Source organism: Streptomyces sp. SID5643, from assembly GCF_009872555.1.
Classification (GTDB): domain Bacteria; phylum Actinomycetota; class Actinomycetes; order Streptomycetales; family Streptomycetaceae; genus Streptomyces; species Streptomyces iakyrus.
In genome coordinates, this window is the sequence record NZ_WWIC01000059.1 from 1 (window position 1) to 209 (window position 209).

Below are 209 nucleotides of genomic sequence, written 5' to 3' on the forward strand. Positions count from 1 at the left end.
GTGGTCTTGCCCGACCCGGACGAGCCGAGGAAGGTGACGAACTCCCCCGCCGCGATCTCCATCGACGCCTCGTCGACAGCGACCACATCGCCGTAGGTCTTGCGCAGGGCCACGACCGACAGCGCCTTGCCGGTCGCGGTGGCCGGCTTGTCACCGGCCACCTTCACCGACGGTGCCGCGATACCGAATTCAGCCACGAGCCCACTCCA

1 pseudogene is annotated in these 209 nt (G+C 68.4%); it reads right to left on the minus strand.

The features are described 5' to 3' along the window. Positions 1–197, minus strand: a pseudogene (locus GTY56_RS39825) (polyamine ABC transporter ATP-binding protein); the annotation flags it as partial. Positions 198–209 lie beyond the last annotated feature (12 nt).